Genomic DNA, 19,703 nt, shown 5'->3' with positions numbered 1-19,703 from the left:
GGCAAATTCGTAGGTGCCGTCTTCGCCAGTGAAGGCGCCTGTTGCGGTGCCGGTGCCGGTCGACTTGATGGTCTGTCCGCCGGACGCGTTTGCGTTGTTCTCGATCTCATAGTCGCCGCCGAGCGTGAGAACCTCGGCTTCGGTCTCGCCGACTGCAATCTCGCCTGGAGGCGGTGGGGGCGGTGGAGGCGGAGGCGGAGGCGGCAGCAAGGACGCATCGGTCACGGTGATCGTGTCGATGCGCGCAAATTCGCCAGCATTCTTTGAGCCTTCAATGGAGATGACATCGCCCGTATTCAAATCCAACTGGAAGGCATGGGTATCGATGACCCATCCATTCGAGCCGCCTGTGCCGGTCCATGTCTCGACCTCGATGCCGTTGACGTAAACGACATATTCCGATGCGCCATCGTTTTCGTTGAAGAAGTTGACGGCAAATTCGTAGGTGCCGTCTTCGCCGGTGAAGGCACCTGTCGCGGTGCCAGTGCCGGTTGACTTGATGGTCTGCCCGCCCGAAGCGTTGGAATTGTCCTCGACCAGATAATCACCTGCGAGCGTCAATGTCTCGGCTTCTGTTGTCCCGACTACGATATCGGCCATGATGGTACGCTCTCAACTAAACTGTCTTGATCCGGCTCAAGCATGAATGCTGGCCTATAGTAAATCGGAACCGGTTTGCTTGCCACATCATTCTAGTCTCACGAGACTGGGCAGCGGCCGGGGGGTAAATTGCCATGACTGTTTGAACCGGGTTTTCCAACCTCGGCACCTATCGCGTCAGGGTTAGCGGGCACCCTTGGAATGCACCACGGCCGGCACGGTAAGCAGAAGAATTTTCACATCGGTCAGAAAGGTTCTGGTGCGCGCGTATTCAACATCCATTGCGACGCGGGTCTCGTAGGATGTGTCGCTGCGGCCACGGACCTGCCAAAGGCCAGTCAGGCCAGGGCGTACCGCGCAATAGTGTTTGTACTGGTCGCCATATTTCGTGATTTCATTTTCGACGATCGGGCGCGGCCCAACCAGAGACATATCGCCCCGAATGACGTTGACCAGTTGTGGGAGTTCGTCGATCGAGCTTTTGCGGATGAACTGGCCGAGTGCCGTAATACGGGGGTCATTGGTCAGTTTTTGTGTTTCGGCCCATTCGCGACGTGCATCCGGATCTGTTGCCAGCAGCTGCTGCAGGCGATCTCCTGCATCGATCACCATTGAGCGAAGCTTGTAACAAGCAAACTGTTCACCGTCTTTGCCTTGGCGCATTTGCTTGAAAACGGCCGGGCCGCCATCCTGCAGTCGGATAAGGATGGCAATTGTCAGAATCAGGGGAGCAGTGAAGAGCAGAATGCAAGATGCCACGACGACGTCAAAGACGCGCTTGGCAATCTGCTCCGCACCCGAAGTATCGGAGCTGTGGCGAAGCGATGCGTACGTAGCCATCTCCACTTCACGTGACTCTTTTGAAAGTCTCAAACCCATTTTACGTCCCCTAAAATCTACTCATCTGCGCCGGGTTTACTGCCTCACCCAGTGCAGATCTTAGCGAGCGGTTAACTCGCAAGAGCCGTTGGATGTTTATTTCTTTCAGGGAGGTTTGCAATCTCTGTACCGCGAAATATGAAAATAATTAACGATTGGAGACAAATTTCGCGCCATAGGGGAAAGTAAAGCGCAAATAATCGAGCAATCTGTACACAAAAATGGCATGTTCGAGGCAATTTTTGCCTCGTGTGTCAGCGGTGACCGATTTTTGGACAGTCGCGTGCCAAGGCGGCACAGCCTGGGCCCTGTTTCAGGGCCGCCTTTTCGTTGATTCGGGTCTTTGTGGTGCCTAGAAGATGCGCTCCCCGATGCGGATCGTATCTCCAGGCTTAACGGCTGTATTGGTGTCCAAAGTATATGTCTCTTCGGATGTGGCGTCGGCGCCTTTGACAAATACAACTTTCTTGTTGGCCCGGTATGTAAAACCGCCTGCTGCGGCGACGGCATTCAGCACCGTGAGACCTGAATTGTATGGGTACTCGCCCGGAGATCCGACTTCCCCAAGAATGTAATAGGGGCGATAGTTGATAACTTCGGCGCTGACGCGGGGGTTCAGGATATAATCCCCGTCGAGCGTTTCAACGATTTTGGTTTCCAGTTCTGGAGTTGTCAGACCGATTGCTTCGACCTGACCAACCAGCGGCAACGAGATAGCTCCGGAACCATCCACATCAAATTCACCAGAAAGGTCTGGGTGACCAAATACGGTGACACGCAACCGGTCTCCATTGCCAAGGATATAGGCCGGAGCCGTACGTTGCTCGTGACTAGTCTCAGGTGCGTCTGATCTCTGAATTGCTGTGCCAGCCTGACAGGCAGACACAATCAGAAACGCACCAACCACCAAGGCCGAGCAGATTGAGCGAAGAGTCATCATGTCCCCATATTCTCCGTTGTTGGCGGCAAACGCCGCTTTGCAAATTGATCCCTAAACCGGACTTGTTTCCAGAAAGCTGACATCTGTCTTGAAAAGTTTCGCTGCCGATAGACGGCCACTGATAAAGGCGCCCGTATCAAGACCGATGCGACGATTGTCGCGAAACACACCTTCAGCAGGTGTGTGCCCGTGGACCACGATATGTTCGAATTCTTTCGTATCATCCAGGAATTCATCCCGGATCCATAGCAGGTCCCGTGCCGATTGCTGTTCAAGGGGCACGTCAGGGCGCATTCCCGCATGCACAAACAGATAGTCTCCAGCAACATGGTAGGATTGAAGGGAGTTGTAGAAATTCAAATGTTCGTCGGGCAGCCTCTCCCGAAAGCCCGTCCAGACTTTTTCCCAGGCCTTCTGGGCTGCTGTCATGGCTTCGTGGGAGGTTAGGCTGGTACGTGTGTTTGGCGGTTGGAAGCCATACGAATAAAGTGTTTCGCCGCCGCCGTAGCGGACCCATTGCTTGCCGAAACCAGCATCACTCAGGAACCGCAGCAGCGCTTCTTCATGATTACCCATCAGGAAAACGGTTTCGAATTCCTTCAGGCGATCACTGATCAGGAAGTCGATCACGTCACGTGATTGCAAACCGCGATCAATATAATCACCCAGAAATACCAGAGTCCGCCTTGTGCCCGCGGGCAGGGTCTCGGAATCTCGTTCGATTTGCTCCACAAGACGCTCCAGCAGGTCGCAACGCCCATGAATGTCCCCGATCGCGTAGACGCATTCGCCATCCGGAGCGTGGCTAATGCGCGGCGCGACCGCGACCGGCTCTTGCCGAACGGGTGCTTCCACCTGGTCGGCGGGTGCATTGAAGCCTTGCCGCATGCGCGCGCGCAGAGACGTCGTCGAGCGGGTCAATTGAGCCAATCTCGCGATAAACGACTTCTGAATCTGTTGCGTCAGCTTGGGCATGTCTGCTCTGCTATTAATGTCTCGTTTATAGTGTTTTCTGCCGAAAAACCAAAGGTAGGGCGCGTTTGTCGCTTTTCGGAAGAAAGGTCTCTCGCAAGAAACCTGCCGCCCAGCTCATATGCATCGTTCCCGATGCGAGGCCTGCAAACAGACCGCACGCCGAGCGCTTCCACACTGCCACAGCGATCGAGGCTGCCCCAAGCACGCCGATATAGCCGAGTGGCAAGATCAGCGCTGGCCAGAACAATGGCGATACGACGAGACCGAAAATACTGGCCAGCAAGGCAAGTATCGGGATTGCCTGACGCATTTTGAGTGTGTGACGGTGTTTCCTAGCCGTGCGGGCGCGGCCTTTACCGTAATTGAAGTATTGCCGAGCGAGCGCCTTTACACTGCCGCGGGGCACATACTGGATACGAATGTCGGCGTCTAGAAATATCCGTCCGCCCGCCTTAACCACTCGCTTGTCGTACTCTGCGTCCTCATTGTGGGAGAAGGTTTCATCGTATCCACCGATCATCTTGAAGACGGCGAGGTCAAAACCTGCATGATGCCCGTGGTCGACATAGGCTGATTTGCGCCCCCCCCTATGAGCCGAGCCGCCCGACCCCAAAGGCGTATCTACAACCCAGGCATTGGCGCGTTCGAAACAGGTCTCGCCCACTGCGTCCATCGGGACAACAACGGATGCGGCGTGCGTGGTCTCAAGCGCGTCAGCGACATCAATGATGAAGTTCTTGGGATAGATGGAATGGGCATCGCAGCGGATCAGGAAGTGCGTCTCCTCGCTGGAATGCTGGTTGGCAGCAAGATTGAGCGCGGCCGATTGAAGGCGTTTCGGATTGTGAAGAATGCGCAAATTCGGAAATTCGTCCTTCAGGCTTTCCACAATCGCCACCGTTTGGTCAGTGCTGCCGCCGTCTGCTACGGTCAGGGGGACATGCTGCAGGCGTTCATCGCCGTCCATCAGCGACCGAATACATGCTTCGATATGCCGTTCTTCATTCAGAGTTGGGATGACCGCCAGCACAGTTTGTGCGGGCGCTTCCCTGACAAGTCGACCTGCGTTTCGTTCCATTACATCGCCAAACATTTGGGTCCCCGAAGTATTTGTTGTCCGTTAGAGAGCAAAAAGCATTCCATTTTTACGATGAGATGACGCAGGTCGGCTGAAAGCATGATGAATGTGCAAATATTCCCCTCCCTTACGTTAATCTTGCCGTCAGCCCCGAACCTCCTATGGATAGTGTAAACACATAGGAGGAAGCAGACATGATTGGTGTGATCGCGAAATTGACGATTCAGGACGGCAAGGACGAACAGTTCGAAAAGGTCGCCAAGGATTTGATGGCAAAAGTGAAGGCCAACGAGCCTGGCTGCCTGACCTACCAGCTCTACAAATCCAAAAAAGAGGCTAACACCTATATCTTCATGGAGCAGTATGCGAGCCAGGCCGACTTGGAGTCGCATGGCCAGACCGAATATTTCAAAGCTGCCGGGCCGGGTCTCGGAGCTTGCCTCGCGGGCGCGCCGGAAATTTCCTACTTTGACAGCATAGACTAGTTCGGGGCGGATATGGATCTCTCATTTACCAAAGAAGACCTTGAATTTCAGCAGGAAGTCAGGGCTTGGATTGCCGAAGCCTATACGCCTGAACTCCGCGCGAAAAAGGCCATGTCCAAGAATGGCTATCTCGACAAGGAGGGCCAGGTTGAGTGGCAGAAGCGACTTTACGAAAAGGGCTGGGTCGCGCCGAACTGGCCTGAAAAGTATGGCGGTCCCGGCCTGTCAGGGTCTGAGCGATACATCCTGAACATGGAGCTTTCAGCTGCTGGTACGCCTACCGTCAGTCCGATGGGCATTTCCATGGTCGCGCCGGTCTTGATGGAATTTGGCTCTGAGGAGCAGAAGGCAAAGTACCTACCTCCAATCCTGCGTTCCGATGTGTGGTGGTGTCAGGGCTACTCCGAGCCGGGCGCTGGTTCCGACCTCGCCTCGTTGCAGATGAGCGCCGTAAGGGATGGCGACGATTATGTGCTGAATGGTTCCAAGATCTGGACCACACATGCCCAATGGGCAGACATGATCTTCTGCCTTGTGCGTACGTCCAAGGAAGGCAAGACGCAGGAAGGGATCAGCTTCATCGTGTTCCCGATGACCCTGCCGGGGATCACCATATCCGCGCTGCCGACGCTGGACGGTCCGTTGGAAGGTCAGCAGGAAATCAACCAGGTCTTCTTCGAAGATGTTCGCGTGCCTGTCGCTGATGCCCTGGTAGGCGAAGAGAATATGGGCTGGACTTATGCCAAGTACTTGCTCCAGTTCGAACGGGGGAATGCTTATGCACCCGGACTGCGCAACATGTTGCGCAAGGCTCGCAAGATTGCGAGCGTGGAACAGTCCGATGGTGAGGCGCTGATCCGGGATCACGACTTCTCTCGCAAGCTGGCGAACATGGAAATCAAGATCGATAGTCTGGACGCGACCGAGCAGCGGATTTTCTCCGCACTCTCGGCCGGACAGGCGGTTGGGCCGGAAAGCTCCATGTTGAAGTGCGAAGGCTCTCACACTCAACAAGCGATCACCGAGCTCATTCTCGAAGCCACGGGTTCTTACGCTGCTCCGTTCATCCAGGACAGTTTTGCCGTGGCCCGAGCTGGCAAGAATGCCGACCTGCCGATGCCGCAATATGCGGTGCCGGTCGCGCCGAGCTACTTCAATTACCGGAAAGCTTCCATCTACGCTGGTTCGAATGAGATCCAGCGCAACATCATGGCAAAGATGGTTCTTGGTCTTTGACGGACATGGCGGCGACCTTGCTGGTTGTGCGTAAGCCAAGCCTGCTGACCCGCATCGCCTATGGAATTGGCGGTGCGGCCAGCGGCGTGAAAAATAATGGGTTCGAGTACTTCCTGTTGCTGTACTACAGTCAGGTGCTCGGTATCTCAGCCTCTCTTGTGGCTGGCGCATTGTTCCTGGCGCTTGTGGTCGATGCCATATCGGACCCCGTCGTCGGCTATTGGTCTGACAATGTGCGCACCCGGTTCGGCCGGGGGCATCCGTTCATGTATGCCGCTATGGTTCCACTGGGTGTTGCTTATTTTCTCGCATGGAATCCACCGGCGGGCTTGGATAGTCACGGATTGTTTTTGTGGCTCGTTGTCATAACGATCACTGTAAGACTGTGTTTCACCTTCTATGAAGTACCGAGTCTCGCGCTCGCCGCGGAGCTGACGCAGGATTATGACGCACGAACCAGCCTCATGTCCTTTCGCTACTTCTTCGCATGGGTAGGGGGACTGGCGATACAGGTCGCCTTGCTGACCCTGTTGTTGCGGCCAACTGAAACCGTGAAGATGGGATTCTTCAATCTCGACGGTTGGCATACGTATGGATTGTGGGCAGCGCTCACGATAGTCGGCGCAATCGCGATCTGTGCCGGTGGCACGCACAAATACATTCCGTACTTGAAAGCGGCGCCAGCCGCACGCCAACTCAGTGTGGGCAAGGTGTTCGGAGAAATCTTCGAAACGGTTTCAAACCCATCCTTCCGTGCATTATTCTTAGCGACATTATTTGGGTTGTTTGCCAGCGGCATCTCCGCAGCACTGAACCAATATATCAACGGCTTCTTTTGGGAATTCGATACTGATCAAATTGCCGGGCTTACCGCCGGCGTGTTCGTGTCGGCAGCAATCGCATTGGTGGTTGCGCCGATCATTGGGAAGGTATTGGGCAAGAAGCGGGGCTCAATCATTATCGGCCTTCTGGCATTCACCATTGCTCCCGCGCCAGTCCTGGCACGCTTGCTTGGCTTCATGCCGGCCAATGGCACCGATACGCTTTACTATCTCGTACTGTTCATCACAGTTTTCGATCTGGCGCTGATCATTGCAACGCAAATGCTCATGGCGGCGATGGTTGCTGACATTGTCGAGGAAAGCGAACTGTCCACGGGGCGTCGTTCGGAAGGGATATTCTTCGCAGGTATCAGCTTCATTCGGAAGCTGTCGCAAGGTGCGGGGATACTGACTGCGGCGGTCGTGTTGTCGATGGCAGATCTGCGTCCCGGCATGCAGCCTGGGGAAGTAGCCGAGACTTCGCTGAATAAACTCGGATGGGGGTATGCAGCCTCGTTGCTCGTGATCTGGATGCTCATGATCCTGTGCATTAGCTTCTATCGAATCAGCCGGGAAAGTCATGAAGCCAATCTCGCGGCGCTCGCTGCGAGAGACGACACAGGCCCAACCCCCTGAAAAAACTCACTGATTTGTCATGATTGAAGGAATTGCGTCCCGCTTCGCGCCGCAATAGAGCCATACTCATGGTCCATACAATTCGCATGACAAAACACGTTTCGAAGTTCCTGGCGATTGCCGGGCTTTCGGTTCTGGCTCTGCTTGTCGTGGCGGTTTTGCCACTTTTTGCACACGCCCAACGGTTACCCCAATCGCAAACCGAGATTGATCTCAGCTTTGCGCCGCTGGTCAGGGAAGCTTCGCCCGCTGTGGTAAACGTTTTCACCGAGCGCATGGTCGCCAACCGGGTCTCACCCATGGAACAATTGTTCTTCGGTGATGCGATCCCGAAACAGCGCCGTCAGAATTCGTTGGGATCCGGCGTGATCGTGGGTTCAGATGGTGTGATCGTAACCAACAATCACGTCATAGATGGTGCGGACACGTTTCGGGTCGTCTTGAGTGATCGCCGGGAGTATCCGGCCGAACTTGTGCTTGCGGACGAGCGGACAGATCTGGCTGTCCTCAAAATCGACACTGAAGGCGCTGTGCTGCCCACTCTGCCATACGCGGATACCCGGGCAGCCCAAGTCGGCGACCTTGTGCTGGCGATCGGCAACCCATTCGGGGTTGGTCAAACGGTGACCAGCGGCATCATCTCAGCAACGGCCCGCACGGATGTGGGCATTTCCGACTACGCCTTCTTCCTTCAGACGGATGCTGCGGTGAACCCTGGCAATTCCGGCGGGGCGCTTGTGAACACGAAGGGGGAGTTGGTCGGTGTGAACACTGCAATCTTCTCCCGATCCGGTGGGTCCAATGGTATCGGTTTTGCCATCCCGGCTGAGATGGTGAAGCGCGTTGTCGACGCCGGCATGAATGAGGGCACCTTCGTCCGTCCATGGCTGGGGCTCGCCGCGCAGTCTGTCAGCTACGACATCGCCAAGGCGCAAGGACTGGATCGCCCTGTCGGAGTCATGGTGACGGAAGTTTACGATGATGGCCCAGCGGACAATTCCGGTCTGCGTCGAGGCGATCTCGTGACCGCCATCGATGGGCGGGAAGTGTTTGACGAAAAGGGCCTGAAGTTTCTGGCCGCTGTTCGTAGCCCCGGCGACGAAGCGATACTGACCGTGCTGCGGGGGGGGAAGACGCAGAACATCGGAGTCACGGTCGAGCCGCCACCCGGCGCTCGCGAAGCGGATATTGTACTTCTAGATGGACGAACGGCTTTTTCGGGTGCGCGAGTTGTAGAGCTGTCTCCCCGGCTCGCCGAGGAGAACGGGCTCGACCCGTTCCAGAAGGGATCCGGAATCTATGTGCATTCAGTGATGCGGCGTTCGATTGCCCGGAATTTCTTCCGACCAGGGGATATCGTCCGCTCGGTGAATGGTGCGCAGACCAAGACCGTAGACGAGCTCAAATCTGCGCTCGCAAAGGATGCGAGCAGCTGGGATATCGAGATCGAACGGAATGGCCGTGTGGTGCGAGGAACGGTCCGGCTCTAGGCGGCCTGGCTATTCCGCGGCAACTTGCGATGCAGCGCTCGCGGACCCCTCGAACATGTCCATTATGATGCCATAGGCATCCTCAAGCGGTAGCTTGTCGGCATGACGGGTGGCGCTTCCATCGGCGGTTTGCACCCAGAAGGCTCCATTGCGGCTGTGCTGTGAATTATTCACCTGACCAACCAGCATGAAGAGTTCGTCGAAGGCTTTACGCTCACCGGTTAGGGCGTTGGTTATCTCGAAGCCTGGTTCCGTCTTCGAGATCAGGCCGGACCAGAACATGATCCGATTGGCCGCTCGCCGCCATTCCATGATCGTTTTGCCATTTGACTGCAGGGCTTCGAGCGTTGCTTCTGCTTTCTCGGCCTCTTCCTCGGACGCAAACGTCGCCCAAGCCTGATGGGTCATGACCGGTTCGAAGCTGACCGGTTGCGGACCACCCGCCCAAGCAAACAGGTCTTTGAAGTTATGGGGGCGATAGACAAATTTCCCACCAATATGCTCGTAGCGCGTATTGGCTTCCTGGCTCAGCGCGGTCGCCAGAACGATGCGCCCCGTTGGTCCGACCATGTCGAATGCCTTGCCGATGATCTTGTCCATATGACGATATGAGTCTTCAATCGCGTTGCCGTAATTGAGCATTTCCTCGTCAGAAGGTATCATCTGGTAGACGTCCGGTTGCATATGCCGCCAATACCGGTGCTGGAGATAGGCGGTGGAATTGGCGAAATATGTCGCGAATTGCGGCCGGCGCTTTGACCAAGTGTTTGCAAACACGTCCCACATCAGCAGATCGAGCACGAGTGCGCGGCGCCATTTGCGATCAGCGGAAGATGTCTTCTCACCAGCAATCTGGTTCATCGCCTTTGTGATCGTTTGGAGTGAAAGCCCATGGCTCAGCATGAATTTCACAAAATTGAGCGCGTCAGCACGGGTGGGTTTGGCATTCGGATTGGTGTGTTCAGCCACATGGAAGCTGATGAATTTGTGAAAGGCTTCATAGGCCGGATCGCTTGGGCGCACGCCCGCAGACCAGGGGTCAGGAACGAGGAACACTGTGTCCTTGTGGGCCGTGTCGGCATTCATCGACCCGAACACGATGCTGTCGATGCCGTCTTCTGCCAGCGCGTCCCAGATGCGGGGCGTCTTGATCAGGTGCCCTTCGTCGAGTTCTGAAGCGCCGTGTACGTGTTCCGTCTGCCCCGTGTGGAATGTAGGCCATTGTACCCAAGGCTCCAAAGTCGGGTCGTCGGTATGGGTAACATAGACGTCTGAACTCTTGTGGAGCTTCCGGAAGTTCGGAAGCTCACCATCATCCATCATGCGATCAATGATGGGGGGGCAGAGCTCATTCAGTTCCAGAACCAGAACCGGTGCGTTTTTCGTATTTGAAAACATGACAACTATACCCTTGGAAACCCACGCATTCTGCGCCTTTGCCGATCTTAATGCATGAATTGCGCCATGAGTCGATTACCCGTACCGACGGTATCTGAACTACGAGGCGCAAGGCATGTTTGCAGGGCATTTCCGCCAAAACGTGGGCGTTTAACTGTCTTTTCTCGCGTGAAGAATGACCGGAAGTTTCTCATAGCCGAGCACAAAATTGGAGAGGACCCGCGTGGGTTCGCCCGTTACTTCGACCCGCTCGAACCGGTTCATGATTTCTTCCCACAGAATGCGCAATTGCATCTCCGCAACGCGATTCCCCATGCAGCGATGGATGCCGAAACCAAAAGACAGGTGTCGCCGCGCATTGTCTCGGTCGATGCGGAAATCATCGGGATCATCGATGACATCTTCATCGCGATTGCCTGACGCATACCACATGACGACCTTGTCGCCCTTGCGTATCTTCTGGCCGCCAAGTTCGGTGTCTTCGGTTGCAATGCGTCGCATGTGTGCCAACGGCGTCTGGTAGCGAATGATTTCCGAAACCATATTCGGGATCAGGGACGGATCGGCTCGAAGCTTGTCGTACTCGTCAGGAAACTGGTTCAGGAAATAGACCCCGCCGGAAATGGAGTTCCGGGTCGTGTCGTTTCCACCGACGATAAGCAACATCAGATTGCCGAGCAGCTCAATCGGATTGTCGACCATGTTTTTTGTATCTTCGCTATGGGCGAGCAGCGATATGAAATCGAACTTTCGCGGCTGTGCCGCCCGTTCGCGCCAGAGCTCGGTGAAATAGGCTACGCATTCATTCAAATGCTTCATGCGCCACTCCATGTCGGTGCCGACAATGCCGACCGCATCGCTTGTTGTGGCAACATCCGACCAGAATGGCAGCTTGTGGCGGTCCTCGAAAGGAAAGTCGAACAATGTCGCCAGCATTTGGGTGGTCAGTTCGATTGACACTTTTTCTACCCAGTCGAATTCCTCGCCAACAGGAAGGCCATCCAGGATTGTGCACACACGTTGGCGGATCAGGTCTTCGAGTTCCGAGAGCTGGGTCGGTGCGACGGCTGGCTGGGCCACCTTGCGCTGGATGTCATGAATTGGCGGGTCCATAGCGATGAACATGGGCGGCTGGAAATTGTCGCTCGGGTCGCCAATCACGATGCTGGGTTCTGACGAAAACGTCTTGTGATTTGAATCGACTGCGATGATGTCGTGATATTTGGTGACGGACCAATAAGCGCCGACAGAGCTTTCCGGGCAATAATGGACTGGCGCTTCCTTGCGCAGTCGCCGGAAATACTCCCCCTGCTTATTGTTCAGGAATATCTCTGCCTTTGAGACATCAAAGGTTTCGAGCGGCAGGCTCCAGGGATCTGGAATCGTGCCTTCCGCCTCATACTCTGTATCGGCCATGTTTTCCTCCCGGTTTTTCTTTTCACAGTACGTGCGAAACCGGCAGTGGGCTAGCTATCAGCTCGCGCCAATTGTTGTGCGGTGCAACAGACGCGCATGTCCTGGATAGCCTCCGGTTGCCATATGCAACAGGCAGCGATTGTCCCACATCACCAGCATGTTTTCCTGCCAGACATGCCGATACTGAAATTCCGGTCGGGTTTGCCAGCGATACAGTTCAGCGAGCAATTCCCAACCTTCGTCGGGCGTCATGCCGTCGAACCCGGTGATATAGCCCGCCGTGCCAAAGACGCTCTCGCGACCGGTTTCAGGATGCACTCTAATGATGTCGTGCATTTGAGACGCCTGTGCCTCAGTGGATGCAATGATGGTCATGCTGCGCCCGCTCGCTTTGTCTGCCTCTCCATACATGCCGTCTGGGGCGTAAGCGTTCTTGGCGGAATGAATGGCTTTCTTGCCGTCCAGCCGTTCACGTAGTTCCGTGGGCATCTGCTCCAGCGCCAAATATTGATTGGCGAAGAGCGTGTCGCCACCCTGCGGCGGAATAGTAATACCGAACAGGCAGGTGCCGCTTGGCGGAGCGGGCTGAAAGCTCCAATCAGTGTGCCAGCTTTCAGCGAAGATCGGTGCCGTTTCGTCGGCCGCGCGCTGAACGGCGATTATGTGCTGATGACCGGGGATCGGTGCGATGAATGGGTCTTCTCCAAAGGGACCGAAATACAATGTGAAGCGCTCTAGGTCCTCGTCGCTCATTGACTGATCGGGAAAGGAGAGAACCTGATGTTCAAGCCACGCCGCGCGAATATCTGCAATTGTTTCGGCGGGCAGGGGAACAGACAGATCAACGCCGCGAATCTCAGCGCCGCATGCCTGTCCGGATGGTGTGATCTCGAGTGTCATTTTGTGTCTCCTCCACTTGGCACCTTATCATGCTCTACAATCGCGCCTAGAACGGGCTCATGAACGACCTATTCTCTGCCTCGGGCCTTTCTGAAGGTGCGCCTCAGCCGCTGGCTGACAGATTGCGTCCGCAAACCTTGTCCGAAGTGGTCGGACAGGATCACCTGCTCGGGCCTGACGGACCCTTGCGGCGTATGCTGGAGGCTGGCCGGTTATCGTCCATCATATTCTGGGGGCCACCTGGCGTCGGCAAGACGACCATTGCGCGGTTACTCGCCAGCGAAACTGATTTGGAATTCGAGGCAATCAGCGCCATTTTTTCCGGCGTGAAAGATTTGCGGGCCGCCTTCGAGCGCGCTGAAGCACGGCGTTCGACCGGGAAGGGAACATTGCTGTTCGTTGATGAAATTCACAGGTTCAACAAAGCCCAGCAGGACGGCTTCCTACCTTTTGTCGAAGGGGGCGTCGTGACATTGGTCGGGGCGACCACCGAGAATCCGAGCTTTGAAATCAATGGTGCACTCCTGTCGCGCTGTCAGGTCATGGTGCTCAAACGCCTCGATGAGAAAGGTCTCAGCCTTTTGATTGATCGTGCCGAGGCCAAGGAGGCGCAGAAGCTTCCGGTGGAGCCTGCAGCGCGCGATGCTCTCATCGATATGGCAGATGGCGACGGGCGCTACCTGCTGAACCTTGTGGAACAAGTTTATACTTTTGCCGGTAAAGGCGAGCCGCTAACTATCGCGGCAATGTCGGCTGCACTTCAGAAGCGTGCGCCCGCCTATGACAAGTCCGGCGAGGGACACTACAATCTGATCTCTGCGCTTCACAAATCTGTGCGCGGATCAGATCCAGATGCAGCGATGTACTGGTTTGCACGCATGCTGGAAGGTGGCGAAGATCCGCGTTTCCTTGCGCGCCGTCTGGTCGTGATGGCCAGCGAAGATATCGGTCTTGCTGACCCGACTGCGATGATGGTGGCTGGTGAGGCCGCGCGTGCATTCGAACGTCTAGGTGAGCCGGAAGGATTGATCCCCTTGGCGCATTGTGTGGTGCACCTCGCCACAGCGCCGAAGTCAAATGCAGCCTATATGGCGCTAAAGAAGGCGCGCGCTGCGGCCAGAGAGACCGGCAGCCTCATGCCACCCAAAGCCATTTTGAATGCGCCGACTAGCATGATGAAGGATCAGGGATATGGTGATGGCTATATTTATGAACATGATACGGAAGAGGGGGTCTCCGGACAGAATTACTTCCCGGATGAAATGCCCCGTCCGGTTTTCTACGAACCAAAAGGTCAGGGGCGCGAACGAGCCGTGATGGAACGCATGAGGTTTGTCGCAGAAATCAGGGATCGAAATCGTCGCTAGTACATGAAGAACCGGCCTCTCCCCAATATCAGCGTTGAAGATCGAGCATATGCTGAGAGCCTCATCATATTTGAGGACAGTCAGGTAATCGTGTTTGACAAGCCATCGGGCCTGGCAGTTCAAGGTGGGGGCGGCATCTCCAGATCACTTGATGACCTCCTCGTCGCGTTTGCCAAATCAAACGGGAAGAAGCCGCGTCTCGTGCATCGTCTTGATCGAGGAACTTCGGGGGTGGTCATTGTTGCGCGAACCAAGCCGGCCGCTGCATTTCTTTCTGACGAGTTCGCCGCTCGCCGAGCCGGGAAAACGTATCTGGCCGTTGTATCTGGGAAACTGCCAGATGATGTCGAAGGGGTATTTGACCAGCCTTTGGTGAAGGTCGAGGAGGGGGGGCGTCCTCGCATGCTGATCGCCAAAGCTGGGCGAAAGGGTGGCCAAAAGGCGCTTACGGGCTGGCGTATCCTGGCCCGCCAGGGCGATTACGCGCTGTTCCAATTGAAACCTGAAACGGGCCGGATGCACCAGATCCGTGCACACCTGCTCGGCGCGGGATGTCCGATCCTTGGCGACCACTTGTACGGAACAGGCGCGCAGTCAGCGGAGCGTCTGATGCTGCATGCGCAGTCGCTCGAGATTGGGCTTCCGGATGGAACAAGAAAATTATTCTCTGCGCCGCCGCCCGAAAGTTTCGTAGAAATGGCGATGCAGCTAGGGCTGAGCCTTCCTGATTAGCTGGCCACGAAAAAGGCCCTCCGTTTCCGAAGGGCCTCGTTCATTCTGGATGATCGTTGCGTCACCTCTCGCGGAAGCGCGGAATAACAGCCTGCGTCTGACCTGAGTTTACCGCTTCTGCTGCGGCCAGCTGCTCCAGCAAGGACTGCACGTTCTTGTCATCGGCAAGGCGGTTCAACATGATCGCAGCTTCGGCACCTTCAGCAGACACGCCGAACAGGCTTTCGAGGGCTTCCAGCCCTGTCGGACGATGAGGGTAGTAGACAAGGCGGGGGGTAACATCAGCTTCGATGTCAGCGAGCTCTTTGGCTTTTTCGATGGCGTCGATGAAGGTACCCAATTCATCAACCAAGCCCACTTCAAGTGCGTCTTCGCCGCTCCAGATTCGGCCACGGGCAATTTCATGCACTTCATCATACGTCATGCCACGGCCGTCGGCGACGATACCGAGGAACCGGTCATAACCCCGTTTCAGCGTGTCCTTGACCGCAGCTTCCTGGGTTTCGGTAAACGTGTCGGTTCCGTAGGCATCCGCAAATTCACCCCCAACACTCACACGGTCAAAGGTGATTCCAAGTTTGTTCAGGCCGCCTTCGATTGCGAACTTACCACCATAAATGCCGATCGAGCCGGTAATGGTCGCGCGATTGGCAATAATATAGTCGGCACCTGCAGATACATAGTATCCGCCGGAAGCAGCAAGCGAGCCCATTGATACGATCACAGGCGTCCCATCAGCCTGAACGCGCTCAATGGCATTCCAGATCTGATCTGCTGCGACGGGGGATCCACCTGGGCTGTCGACACGGAAGACGATGGCTTTGATCTTCTCATTCTTGCCAGCGTCGAGGATGGCGCGGGCAATATTGTCCGAAGCAAAACCGGGCGGGGAGGAGAAGGGCGAGTTGCCATCTCCGCCGCCTGTAACAACAGCGCCTTCGCCGCCAACGATGGCGATTTGTGGTGCTCGCAAGCTCGGGGCGGGTGCTGCATAATAGGCAAGGTCGACGAGTTCAGCATCATCGCCTGCTCTTTCCAGGGCGGCTTCGGAGGCTTGTTCCGGATAGCCTGTCTTATCCAGCAGCTTCAGTTCGATGGCTTTCTCCGCTGGGATTGGTCCGCTCTCAAGAGCCGTTCGGACATTGGCAGCATTCAGTGCGCGGTCTGCTGCGATGTCGCCCAAGGCGACGGTCCAAACCGACTCAGCCAGAGTGGCCAGCGCAAGCTTGTGCGGCTCGGTATACTCGGTCTTGTTGTAGGAGTTCGGGGCGTTCTTGTATTCGTAGAACGGATAGATTTCAGGTATCACGCCGATCTTGTCGAACAGCCCCTTGAAGAACTCCGTTTCGAATGTCAGCCCAGGGACGACCAGGTCGGAACCCGGTTGCATCCAGATTTCATCGGCTGCGGAGATCGACCAATAGGCCGACGGACCGCTGACGCCCAGGGTGCCCTGTGAGTGGGCGATGACGAACTTGCCCTGATCACGGAAACTCTGGATCGCCTGACGCAACTCTTCGGCGCGTGCGCTACCAGTCCCGATGAATGCACCTCGGATAAACAGACCTTTTACATGGTCATCGGTTTCGGCCGCTTTCAACTTGGTCAGCAGATCGATGAAACCGGGCGTACCGGACAGGGCAGCAAAACCGCCTGTTGGCGCCTGGTCGGAAATTTCCGAGTTCAGGTCGAGGGACAGGACAACTGCGTCTGGGCGCTCAGGTTTTGAGCTTGATGCCCCAACAATGAGCAACATAAGAAAAGAAAACATCAGGAAGATGAAAATGAACATGGCGGCGAGAGCACCTGCCATGGAAAGGAAAAAGGTCTTCATGTATGAACGGTCTCCATGCACACGGTCTGGGAGTCGTGTCTTTCTGTAAAACGATATTGCCGATTATCGATAAAAAGTAAAGGCGAGCATTTCAGCGCCTGTGAAATTGTCGCCGATCATCGCGTTCCCTGCACAAATCCGCTGCTAAGGATGAGATCGGGTGTTGCCAGCAACGGCAAGAGTGGCTATCTCGGCGCCTTCATTGGGGTGTCGCCAAGTGGTAAGGCACCGGTTTTTGGTATCGGCATTCCCAGGTTCGAATCCTGGCACCCCAGCCATCGTCTTCCAGATCGCCGACCATGCGGGAAGACAACGCGAGACAAATTTGATCGTTACTGTATCACGCCGGTTGCCAATAGGCGTGCGCCCGATATTTTCCTTACTGAATCGTAAAGCATCTTATTGATCCCCGAATTCAGGGTTGTTAGCCTTGAGGATCAAAAGTAAGGGCGTTGCGTACCCGGCGTCTGAGTGGCAAAGGGTATAAACAGAGAGCGGCCCACGCTCCAAAGCTCAGGGGAGAGGTCGGGCGTCTCTACGCCTTTCGCCTTCCACTAGACTACCAGGCCAATTGTGTGTGTGGCCATGGCATTGAAACCGGGACGTCCTCATGAGCAGGGCGCCTGACTGTCGATTTTTACGCGCAATACCTGCGCGACCGTTTGGAGAGTGAGAGGCAAACCTCATGAAGAAACTTCTGTCACCAGCTCGCGGCGTTCTCGCCGCTGCGCTGATTGCGGGCTTGGCCATGCCGGCCCAGGCCCAATTGCGCGAAGCGCTCAATACCGGCGAGCAGGCCACCCGGCGCGCCGAGCAAGTTCAAGATCAGATCAACCAGCTGGACGATGAGCGTACGGACATGGTGCGTGAATACCGCTCCCTGCTTCAGCGCCGTGACGCAGCTGACCTGTACGCCAAGCAACAGGCGCTCGTTGTGAAAAGTCAGGAAGAAGAGATCGAATCTCTGACTGAGCAACTCGGCTCTATCGACGACATCACGGCCCAGACGGTTCCGATGCTTCTCGAAATGATCGAAAACCTGAAGGCATTCGTTGCTGCTGACCTCCCATTCAAGCAGGAAGAACGCACGACGCGTCTTGAAGGCCTCGACGCGGTCATGGAAACGCCGAACGTCACGCCAGCTGAACAGTATCGCCTGATCATGGACGCCTATCAGGCGGAAATGGAATACGGCCGCACGATCAGCACCTGGCAGGAAGAGATCACGCTGGACGGTAACCCGACCACGGTGGACATGTTCCTGTATGGGCGCGTTGCGCTCGTTTATGCTGCGCCAAACGGCGACGCTGCTCGGTACAACCGCACGACCGGTGAGTGGGAAGAGATCAAGGGCGGTTATGCTGCCGATATCGACAAGGCGATCCGCGTTGCACAGGCAAAAGCCCAGCAAGACGTTCTGTTCGCCCCGGTTCAGAAGTTCTCCGTCGAGTAGTCGGCAGGCACCAGAGAATTAAGAGGTAATATAATGTTGAAGTTCAATTCCTCGCTGAAGGCTCTCGGTGCAGCTACGCTGCTCGGCCTCGGCTCAATCGCGGTGTCCGCTCCGGCCTCCGCTCAATCGCTCCAGGATGTTCTTGCCAAAGTCCGTCAGGACTCCAGCCAGATGTCTGCTGAAGACCAGCAGCGCCTGCGGGAATTCCAGGCTGATACTGCAGCTCAATCCCAGAAGATGGCGGACGCCCGTGGCGCTCTTGCGGCTGCAGAATCTCGCGGCCGCGCTCTGAGCGCTCAGTTTGATGCCAACGAGGCAACGCTTGCTGACCTCGAAGCTCAGGTTTCTGAGCAGGCAGGTGACTTCCAGGAACTGCTTGGTCAGTTCCGGTCCGCAGCTGGCGAAACCATGCCGGAAATTGCGAACTCCTTCGCCAACTTCGATTATCAGGGCCGCGTCGAGGGCATCGCTGAAATCGCTGAGGCTCGTACGCTTCCGAACCGCGCGCAACTTGAGCGTCTTCCGGAAGCCATGATCCAGGAAATGGTTGCTCAGTCCGAAGTAAAGTCGTTCACCGCAATGGTTGATGGCATTGGTCCGGATGCGTCAAACGCTGAAGCTGAAGTGATGCGCGTTGGCGTCTTCACCGCGGCGACCGTAGACGGCACAAAGTTTGTTGAAGTGAAGAAAAAAGACAATGGAGACACGTTCCTCCAAGCGTTCAAAAAGCAGCCTTCCGGTGCTTTCGCGTCTTCGATGAACAGCCTTGTCAAAGCGGGCCCGGACCAAATCGTTCGTGCGCCGGTTGACCCATCCAAGGGTAACTTGTTCGGCATTCTGGGCGACCTGCCAGAATTCGGCGATCGCCTGAAGCAGGGTGGCCCTGTTGGTGCTGTTATCATGGCGCTTCTGGCTGTTGGACTGCTGCTCGGTCTCTACAAGATGTTCACGCTCTTCACGATGGGCGGAGCCATGCGCAAGACGGCGAAAACCCGTCAGGCTGGCGACGGCAACCCACTGGCTCGCGTGTTCGAAGCTTATGAGCAAAACAAGCAGAACGACATCGAGACGCTGGAACTCAAACTGGACGAACAGATCCTGCGCGAGAGCCCACGCATCGAGCGTTTCAATGACATCATCAAAGTGCTTGCTGCTGTTGCACCTCTGCTCGGTCTTCTCGGTACCGTTATCGGTATGATCATCACCTTTACGTCGATCACCATCTACGGTGCCGGCGATCCGAAGCTGATGGCCGGTGGTATCTCCGTTGCCCTTATGACGACCGTGTTCGGTCTCGTGGCGGCTATCCCGCTTCTCCTGGTCCATGCAGTCGTGTCCGCAATGGCACGCGGCAACCAGCAGATGCTTGACGAGCAGGCTGCTGGCCTGGTCGCCGAGAAAGCGGAATCCACGCGCGGGGCGATGGCGTAAGCCATCCCCCTCGTACACCCGAGGAGTAACCC

17 protein-coding genes and 1 tRNA gene are annotated in these 19,703 nt (G+C 56.0%); 9 read left to right on the top strand and 9 right to left on the bottom strand.

Features of this window, described 5'->3' with window-relative positions; all coding sequences use genetic code 11:
* The 5 genes from L53_RS12115 to L53_RS12095 form a co-directional block, all read right to left on the bottom strand.
* The coding region (locus L53_RS12115) for a hypothetical protein (RefSeq protein WP_034815676.1) at positions 1–600 on the bottom strand (600 nt) is incomplete at its 3' end.
* A gap of 183 nt (positions 601–783) precedes the next feature.
* A complete protein-coding gene (locus L53_RS12110; RefSeq protein ID WP_084333413.1) occupies positions 784–1,479 on the bottom strand; it encodes a sugar transferase in 696 nt (231 codons plus the stop codon).
* A gap of 352 nt (positions 1,480–1,831) precedes the next feature.
* Positions 1,832–2,419, bottom strand: a complete 588-nt coding sequence (locus L53_RS12105; RefSeq protein WP_034815675.1) for a polysaccharide biosynthesis/export family protein — start codon at positions 2,417–2,419, stop codon at positions 1,832–1,834.
* Positions 2,420–2,470: 51 nt separating this feature from the next.
* Positions 2,471–3,394: a metallophosphoesterase family protein gene (locus tag L53_RS12100; RefSeq protein ID WP_051607894.1), complete on the bottom strand. Its 924-nt coding sequence runs from the start codon at positions 3,392–3,394 to the stop codon at positions 2,471–2,473.
* Between the two features lie 25 nt (positions 3,395–3,419).
* Positions 3,420–4,487: a glycosyltransferase family 2 protein gene (locus tag L53_RS12095; protein ID WP_051607893.1), complete on the bottom strand. Its 1,068-nt coding sequence runs from the start codon at positions 4,485–4,487 to the stop codon at positions 3,420–3,422.
* A gap of 179 nt (positions 4,488–4,666) precedes the next feature.
* Between L53_RS12095 and L53_RS12090 the strand changes: the two genes are divergently transcribed.
* From L53_RS12090 to L53_RS12075, 4 genes are all read left to right on the top strand, one after another.
* Complete coding sequence (locus L53_RS12090; RefSeq protein WP_034815672.1) at positions 4,667–4,957, top strand: putative quinol monooxygenase; 291 nt, start codon at positions 4,667–4,669, stop codon at positions 4,955–4,957.
* A gap of 12 nt (positions 4,958–4,969) precedes the next feature.
* A complete protein-coding gene (locus tag L53_RS12085; protein ID WP_034815670.1) occupies positions 4,970–6,193 on the top strand; it encodes an acyl-CoA dehydrogenase family protein in 1,224 nt (407 codons plus the stop codon).
* A 5-nt stretch (positions 6,194–6,198) separates the two neighbouring features.
* Positions 6,199–7,650 (top strand): MFS transporter, encoded by a 1,452-nt coding sequence (locus L53_RS12080; protein WP_034815668.1) that lies wholly within the window; start codon positions 6,199–6,201, stop codon positions 7,648–7,650.
* A gap of 68 nt (positions 7,651–7,718) precedes the next feature.
* On the top strand, positions 7,719–9,140 hold the full coding sequence (locus L53_RS12075) for a Do family serine endopeptidase (RefSeq protein ID WP_233347789.1): 1,422 nt from the start codon (positions 7,719–7,721) through the stop codon (positions 9,138–9,140).
* A gap of 9 nt (positions 9,141–9,149) precedes the next feature.
* Here L53_RS12075 and L53_RS12070 read toward each other — a convergent pair whose 3' ends face one another.
* The 3 genes from L53_RS12070 to L53_RS12060 all read right to left on the bottom strand — a co-directional run bounded on the left by L53_RS12070 (position 9,150) and on the right by L53_RS12060 (position 12,854).
* Complete coding sequence (locus tag L53_RS12070; protein ID WP_034815666.1) at positions 9,150–10,538, bottom strand: alkaline phosphatase family protein; 1,389 nt, start codon at positions 10,536–10,538, stop codon at positions 9,150–9,152.
* Between the two features lie 150 nt (positions 10,539–10,688).
* On the bottom strand, positions 10,689–11,954 hold the full coding sequence (locus L53_RS12065) for a cytochrome P450 (protein WP_034815664.1): 1,266 nt from the start codon (positions 11,952–11,954) through the stop codon (positions 10,689–10,691).
* A 57-nt stretch (positions 11,955–12,011) separates the two neighbouring features.
* Positions 12,012–12,854, bottom strand: coding sequence for a TauD/TfdA family dioxygenase (locus L53_RS12060; protein WP_034815662.1), 843 nt, complete (start codon positions 12,852–12,854; stop codon positions 12,012–12,014).
* Positions 12,855–12,913: 59 nt separating this feature from the next.
* On the opposite strand from L53_RS12060, the gene L53_RS12055 reads away from it, so the two are divergent.
* Together L53_RS12055 and L53_RS12050 are read left to right on the top strand one after the other, a co-directional pair.
* Complete coding sequence (locus L53_RS12055) at positions 12,914–14,221, top strand: replication-associated recombination protein A (RefSeq protein WP_034815661.1); 1,308 nt, start codon at positions 12,914–12,916, stop codon at positions 14,219–14,221.
* A 90-nt stretch (positions 14,222–14,311) separates the two neighbouring features.
* Positions 14,312–14,953 (top strand): RluA family pseudouridine synthase, encoded by a 642-nt coding sequence (locus L53_RS12050; protein ID WP_233347787.1) that lies wholly within the window; start codon positions 14,312–14,314, stop codon positions 14,951–14,953.
* A gap of 61 nt (positions 14,954–15,014) precedes the next feature.
* Here L53_RS12050 and sppA read toward each other — a convergent pair whose 3' ends face one another.
* A complete protein-coding gene (gene sppA / locus L53_RS12045; RefSeq protein WP_051607892.1) occupies positions 15,015–16,787 on the bottom strand; it encodes a signal peptide peptidase SppA in 1,773 nt (590 codons plus the stop codon).
* 203 nt (positions 16,788–16,990) lie between these two features.
* On the opposite strand from sppA, the gene L53_RS12040 reads away from it, so the two are divergent.
* From L53_RS12040 to L53_RS12030, 3 genes are all read left to right on the top strand, one after another.
* Positions 16,991–17,065: transfer RNA gene (locus tag L53_RS12040), tRNA-Gln, on the top strand.
* 407 nt (positions 17,066–17,472) lie between these two features.
* The gene (locus L53_RS12035; protein WP_034815659.1) at positions 17,473–18,240 is read left to right on the top strand and encodes a DUF3450 domain-containing protein; all 768 of its coding nucleotides are present in this window, start codon (positions 17,473–17,475) and stop codon (positions 18,238–18,240) included.
* A 33-nt stretch (positions 18,241–18,273) separates the two neighbouring features.
* The gene (locus L53_RS12030; protein WP_034815657.1) at positions 18,274–19,671 is read left to right on the top strand and encodes a MotA/TolQ/ExbB proton channel family protein; all 1,398 of its coding nucleotides are present in this window, start codon (positions 18,274–18,276) and stop codon (positions 19,669–19,671) included.
* The last annotated feature ends 32 nt before the right edge of the window (positions 19,672–19,703 follow it).

This window comes from Hyphomonas sp. L-53-1-40 (genome assembly GCF_000682775.1).
In the GTDB taxonomy this organism is placed as follows: Bacteria; Pseudomonadota; Alphaproteobacteria; order Caulobacterales; family Hyphomonadaceae; genus Hyphomonas.
This window is presented reverse-complemented; position numbering and strand designations above follow the sequence as displayed.